The following is a 6,083-nucleotide window of genomic DNA, read 5'->3' as shown; positions in this document are numbered from 1 at the left end:
GTCGGCAGCTCTCTGGGCGGCGGGCTGTTTCACCGCGAGGCGTCCGCTGTCGTTCCGGTGAAGGAGCAGACGCAGGCCGCCGCGGATAAACGCCCCGCATCCCCTCCACTGACCGCGAAACAGGCGAACTGATGATGCTAAAAACCTATTCTGTTTCGCTGGCAACCGGCATTCTGGCCGGTCTGATTTACGCCGCGCTGGGCGTGCATTCACCGGCGCCGCCGATCGTTGCGCTGCTGGGGCTGTTTGGCATGCAGGTGGGCGAACACCTTATTCCGCTGGTTAAAAGAGTGCGTAGCCGTCAGCCGGTTAACCTGCACTGGTTTCGCCATGAATATCAACATAAAATCGGCGACACGCCCCCGCCCTCAGGTGACAAAACCTCCTAAGGAAGCGCCTCACGCAGGCCTGAGTTTCACGTAAGGAAAACAGCATGCAGCTGTCGCAGCGCATCGTCGTTGTCGATGATGAACGTTCTGTCCGCAATGGGCTTACCAATTTGCTTCAGTCTGAAGGTTATCTCACCCAGGCTTTTGAATCGGCAGAATCGCTTCTCGGTGATGAGGGCGCAATGGCGAATGCCGCGCTGTTTATCATTGATGTGCAACTGAAAGGCATGAATGGTTTCGAGCTTTTCATCAATCTTACCCGGCGGCTCTCCAGTCCGCCGGGTATTCTGGTTTCCGGCAACGGAGATGACAGCATGCTGCGGTACGCCATCGATCTTGGCGCAGTCGCTTTTTTGCCAAAACCTATCGAGATTGATACGTTGTTTGAACATATCCGTCAGGCGTTCTCCTTGAGGGCCGCTCGCCAATGAGCATCAATCCGCAGACGTCAGATTTGGCAGAAAACGATGCCGTCACGCTTTCAGATGATATCTCCTTTAGCCCGCTGGCGCAGGAGGGCAACGTTGAGTGGTTGCTGTGTCGCCACGCCGTTACCGGCGAGGGCTTTGTGCTGGCTACCGCAGGCAATGAAGAGTCGGTTTTTCAGGTTACGCAACTGCTGAAAAATGAGTATGCGCTGCGTGCCAGACTCTCTGATCGCTGGGCGTTAAAGCCTCTGAGCCACACGCTTTATCAGGGCCGTTACGCCCTGATTTACAGCGCCTTTAACTACCGTACGCTGGCGGATATTCTCCGTATATCCCCTGGCGGCATCGCCGAATTTCTCGCCAGCGCAACGCTGCTCTGCAATACGCTGAGCCTGATGCATCAGCAGGGTCTGGTGCATGGCGATATCAAACCGGCGAACTTTTTTTACAGCGATGAAGGCGCCGTTCGTCTGGGCGGCTTCGGGCTGGCATCGGTAGACAGCGACCTGCTCCAGCAGCCGCGCCTGCCGGTCGCGGGCGGCACGCTCGCCTATATGTCGCCTGAGCATACTTCCCGCTCGGCGCACCCTGTGAGCCGCGTGAGCGATTTGTACAGCCTGGGTATTGTGCTGTATGAACTCCTGACCGGCAGGCTTCCTTACGGCAATGCCGACGGCGGCCACGCAGAGTGGGTACACCACCATATTGCGTCAGAAGCGCTGCCGCCTCATCTGATACGGCAGGAGATCCCGGCTGTCCTCTCCGCCATCATCTTACGGCTGCTGGCAAAATCACCGGAATACCGTTACCAGACGGCGGAAGGGGTGCTGGCCGATCTGCGGCGTTGCGCATCGACGCTGAAGCCGGATGGGAAGATAGAGACTTTTGCTCTCGGCATGCAGGACTCCCAGGCTGCGAATTTATCATCCGACGCGCTCTGTTCGGATCACCCACAGGCGACCGATATTCTGGCGGCTTTCGATGAGGTCAGCAGAAGCGGTAAACACAGTCTGGTGGTGATAAGCGGCGCGCCGGGCGCGGGCAAATCTTCGCTGATCGCCTCGTCGTTTAAGCTGCTGCGGAACAAGAACGCCCTGATAACCGTCGTTAAGGCGGACCGCCACTCTCCCGTTTTACCCTACGCTGTTTTTACCGCCGCTTTCAGAACGCTGACGCTACATGTGCTGGGTCTTCCCACCGACGTGATGACGCGCTGGAAGGCGCACATCGCCTGCCTGCTGGGCGACTATGCCGGGCTGGCGGTCAATCTGGTGCCTGAGCTGGGCGTATTGCTCAATCAAAAAGCGGCTGTTCAACCGCATACGCACTCTCTTGACGCCAGAAATCGCTTTAACCTGGTGGCATGCAGTCTGGTTAAAGCCTTTACGGCGCCGGGCCGTCCGCTGGTTATTCTTATTGATGATGTTCACTGGGCCGACCGCGCCACGCTGCTGCTGCTGCAAAACCTGCTGGCTCAGAGCGAGGAGATCCCGCTGCTGCTGGCGATCGCGCATCGTGACAGCATTTCGTTACCCTGCGCCGCGATAGCCGAGAATCTGAAGGCTGTCCGGGCCTGCGCGGCCCGCATTACGGATATCACGCCCGAACCTTTTTCAGTAAAAAAGATGGCAAACTGGCTGGCGGGGCTTTTTCATACCCGGAGCGGCGAGACGGTCGATCTGGCGCAGCTTATTCACGAAAAAACCGCAGGCAACCCGCTCGCAACCCATGATTTTTTCCGTCAGGCGCTGCGCGACGGCTTTATTTCGCATAACGCGCCCTTCCGCTGGGCCTATGACGCCCAGGCGATTAAAAACTGCCACTATGCGGCAAACGTCGCGGCCAGCGTGTTGCAGCATCTCTCCACGCTGCCGCTGCCGACCCGCCATCTGCTGGGGAAATTCGCCTCTCTGGGTAGCGCGGGCGAGCTGGATACCATGAGCAGCATCCTCGATCTTGCCGTAGCGGAGATTGAACGGACGCTTCTGCCGGCGGTAGCGGCAAAGCTGATTTCGCTGAACGGCAGGGAGTACGCTTTCATGCATGACAGCATGCATGAGGCGGCGCTCAGTCTGCTGGAACCCGCCGACCAGGATGCCTTCCATTATCTGGCCGCGCTGCACTATATGCACAAGGCGAACCTCGACCTCACCAGCGCCGTTCTTTTCAGGGCTGCGCACCATCTGCTGAGGATTAAAAACAGCGGGCTGCTGGCGCATGATGCAGATACTTTCTGTCAGCTGCTGCTGAAAGCGAGCCGGCGAGCGAAAGACAGCGGCGATTATTTTTCGGCGCTGCGATACCTGCGAACCGCGCGCTTACTTCATGACAGCGCAGGCAGTGCCGATCAGGGGGAGTTTTTGCTTGAGGAAGCCGAGTGCGAATTCCTTAACGGTAACCTCGCTGTCGCGCTGGCGTTGTGTTCGGAAATCGCGGCCTCGCCCGGCGAGATAACGGAGAAAGCTGAAGCGGCCTGTCTGATCGCCGAAATTCATATGCGCCAGTCAGACAGCAAGCTCGCGCTGGAGACCGCGCTTGCCTGGCTGGCGGTATTCGGCATTCAGCTCAACCGCTACCCGGACAGCATAGAGTGCGATGCGGCGCGCATCCTTCTCAAAGAGGCGGTCGGTAAAAACCCCTATTCCCGCTTCCGCGCGCTGCCGCTCCTTAACTGTAAAAAAACAGAAGCGGTGATGAACCTGATGGCCAGCGCCAGCACCTTTGCCGCCTTCAGCAATCCGCGGCTGCACTTTATGATCCTGTGCCAGCTGCTGCATCTGACGCTGGCGCGCGGCCTGAGCGGCGCATCGACTCTGGCCTTATCCTGGTATGGCGTGGTGTGCGGCGATCAGTATGCTGAATACAGCCGGGGATTCGCCAGCACGCTTCTGGCGCGCGAGCTGGTTTATAAACATGATTTCGTGAGCTTTAAAGCGCGCACGCTTCTGCCGCTTGATCAGGTCAGCGTCTGGACGATGCCGCTGACCTATGCCATCGAACGCGCAAAAGCCGCCTTTGACGTCGGGGTTGAGACCGGCGACAGAACCTCAGCCTGCCTAGCGCTGCGCCATATGGTGATGAACTATCTTGCCCGCGGCGACAATCTGGAGGCTGTCCATACCTCTGTTACGCGCGGCATGCTGTTTGTACGCAAGGCGCAGTATCGGGACGTAGAGATCGTTCTGAGCATGCAGCTGGATTATATTCAGTTCCTGCGTAAGCCGCGCGGAAACGAATTTTCAGGCCGCGATTTCCTGCCTCCGACGCTGGAGGCGGTAAAGGTTGAAAATGCCGTTGAGCCTATGTATCTGATCCAGTTCTGGACGCGGCTCTATAAAGGCATGGCGCACTTTTTCGCCGCTGAATATGCCTGCGCCGCGCAGTACTTCGCCGATGCGGCGCCCTTTACCGACCATATTCCCGGCCATGTGCACATGCTGGATTTCCATCTCTACAGCGCGCTGGCGCTGACGATACCGCTGAAGCCAGGGGACATCAGCAGCGCGTTACGCCAGCAGCTGCAGCAGCATCTCGACAAACTCGTCACCTGGGCGAACGAAAACGCGAAAACCTTCGCTGACAAAGAGGCGCTGCTGCGCGCTGAGCTGCTGCGCCTTGACGGAGAAGCTGCGCTGGCGTCCGAACAGTTTGAAAAAGCCATCGCCTTATCGCGCGAAGGGCAGTTCCATCATATCAACGGGCTGGCGTGCGAGCTGGCAGCGCGTATGGCGTATGCCAGAAATATGGCGTTCTCAGGCGATGCCTATATCAAAGGGGCAATATCCGGCTGGGATCGCTGGGGCGCGGGCGCAAAGGTGCGCCAGCTGGAGATGGAGTATCCCTCTGTCACCGGTCATCATACGCAGACTGCCCTGAGCACCGTTTCCTTTGAGCAAAGCGCGGTGAGCAGCGATCTGCAGAGCATGGTGACGGTGATGCGCGCGCTCACCGAGGAGATCAATCTGGATCGCCTTATTCATATTCTGATGATGATGCTGGTCGAGCGGGCAGGGGCGCAGCACTGCATGCTGATACGGCTGACCGAGGGCAATATACCGGAAATTCAGGCGAGGGCGTCCACTACCGTTGAAGGGGTGAAGGTTAAAATTGTCAGCGAACTCCCCACCGCGACCGATCTCCCGCTTTCGGTTTTATCTGCGGTGATCCGCACCGGACAGGAGATTCGCACCGGTAAGCCAGAGGTGTTCAGCCCCTTTAGCCAGGATAATTATCTGGTGGCGTCTGGCGCGGCGGTCATGTGCGTGCCGATGTTCCGGCAGGCGCAAATGGTCGGCGTGCTCTATCTGGAAAACCGGCTGATGCCCGACGTCTTCACCGCCGATCACTCCAGGATTGTATCAATGCTTGGAGCGCAGGCCGCTGTCTCTCTTGAGACTGCGCGCCTCTATGCCGAACTGGTCGATGAGAACAACCAGCGCCGCAAAATCGAAAAGCAGCTGCGCGCCAGCCAGACATCGCTGATGCTGGGGGAGAAAATAAGCCATACCGGCACCTGGCACTGGCACGTTGAGCCAGACATCCAGTACATCTCCGACGAATATAAACGCATCATGGGGCTGCCGGAAACGCAGACCACCACCTCAATGGCGGAGTTTCAGCGTCGCGTTCACTCGGATGATATCGCTTCTTTGCGGGCACTGATTGAGACCAGCGTTGAGAAGGGCGTCGTTATGCAGGCGGAGTTTCGCATTATCCGCGATGACGGCGAGTGCCGGTACATTAAAGGCATTGGCGAACCAAACGATAACTGGCCTGAAGTGGCGGAGTACTTCGGCACCCTGACGGATATCACCGCGCAACGCCAGTCTGAGGATGCGGTCAGGATCGCCCAGGCGGATCTGGCCCGCGTCGCCCGCGCCACCACGGTGGGCCAGCTGACCTCTTCCATCGCTCATGAGATCAACCAGCCGCTGATGTCGATTGTCGCTAACGCTGGCGCGGGTCTGAGATGGCTGAAGCGCGAACCGGCGCAGCTTGAAAACGTTAGTCAGAGCATTGAGGAGATTATCCGGGAAGGTCGCCGCGCGGGCGATATTATTCGCGGGCTTCAGGCGCTGACCCGTAACCAGGCAGCGGAGTTCGCTCCGGCAAGGCTGCATACTATCGCGCGGGATATATTAAACCTGTCGCGGCTTGAGCTGGAGCGCCGGTTCGTCTCCCTTGAGCTGAGCCTGTCCGCTGAGAATGATGAAATTTTCTGTGAAAGCGTACAGATTCAGCAGGTGCTGCTTAACCTTGTTATCAA

General features: G+C 58.2%; 3 protein-coding genes. All 3 read left to right on the top strand.

Annotation, left to right across the window (positions count from 1 at the left end; all coding sequences use genetic code 11):
* Positions 1-134: 134 nt before the first annotated feature.
* A complete protein-coding gene (locus tag B3797_RS16990) occupies positions 135-389 on the top strand; it encodes a DUF1427 family protein (RefSeq protein ID WP_311791683.1) in 255 nt (84 codons plus the stop codon).
* 44 nt (positions 390-433) lie between these two features.
* Complete coding sequence (locus B3797_RS16985; protein WP_311791681.1) at positions 434-820, top strand: response regulator transcription factor; 387 nt, start codon at positions 434-436, stop codon at positions 818-820.
* The coding region (locus B3797_RS16980; RefSeq protein ID WP_311791680.1) for an ATP-binding sensor histidine kinase at positions 817-6,083 on the top strand (5,267 nt) is incomplete at its 3' end. The genes B3797_RS16985 and B3797_RS16980, both read left to right, overlap by 4 nt.

The organism is Pantoea sp. UBA5923 (assembly GCF_002431095.1).
Lineage (GTDB): Bacteria > Pseudomonadota > Gammaproteobacteria > Enterobacterales > Enterobacteriaceae > Pantoea > Pantoea piersonii.
Note: the sequence above shows the minus strand (reverse complement) of the source record. Positions and strands in the feature narration are given on the sequence as shown.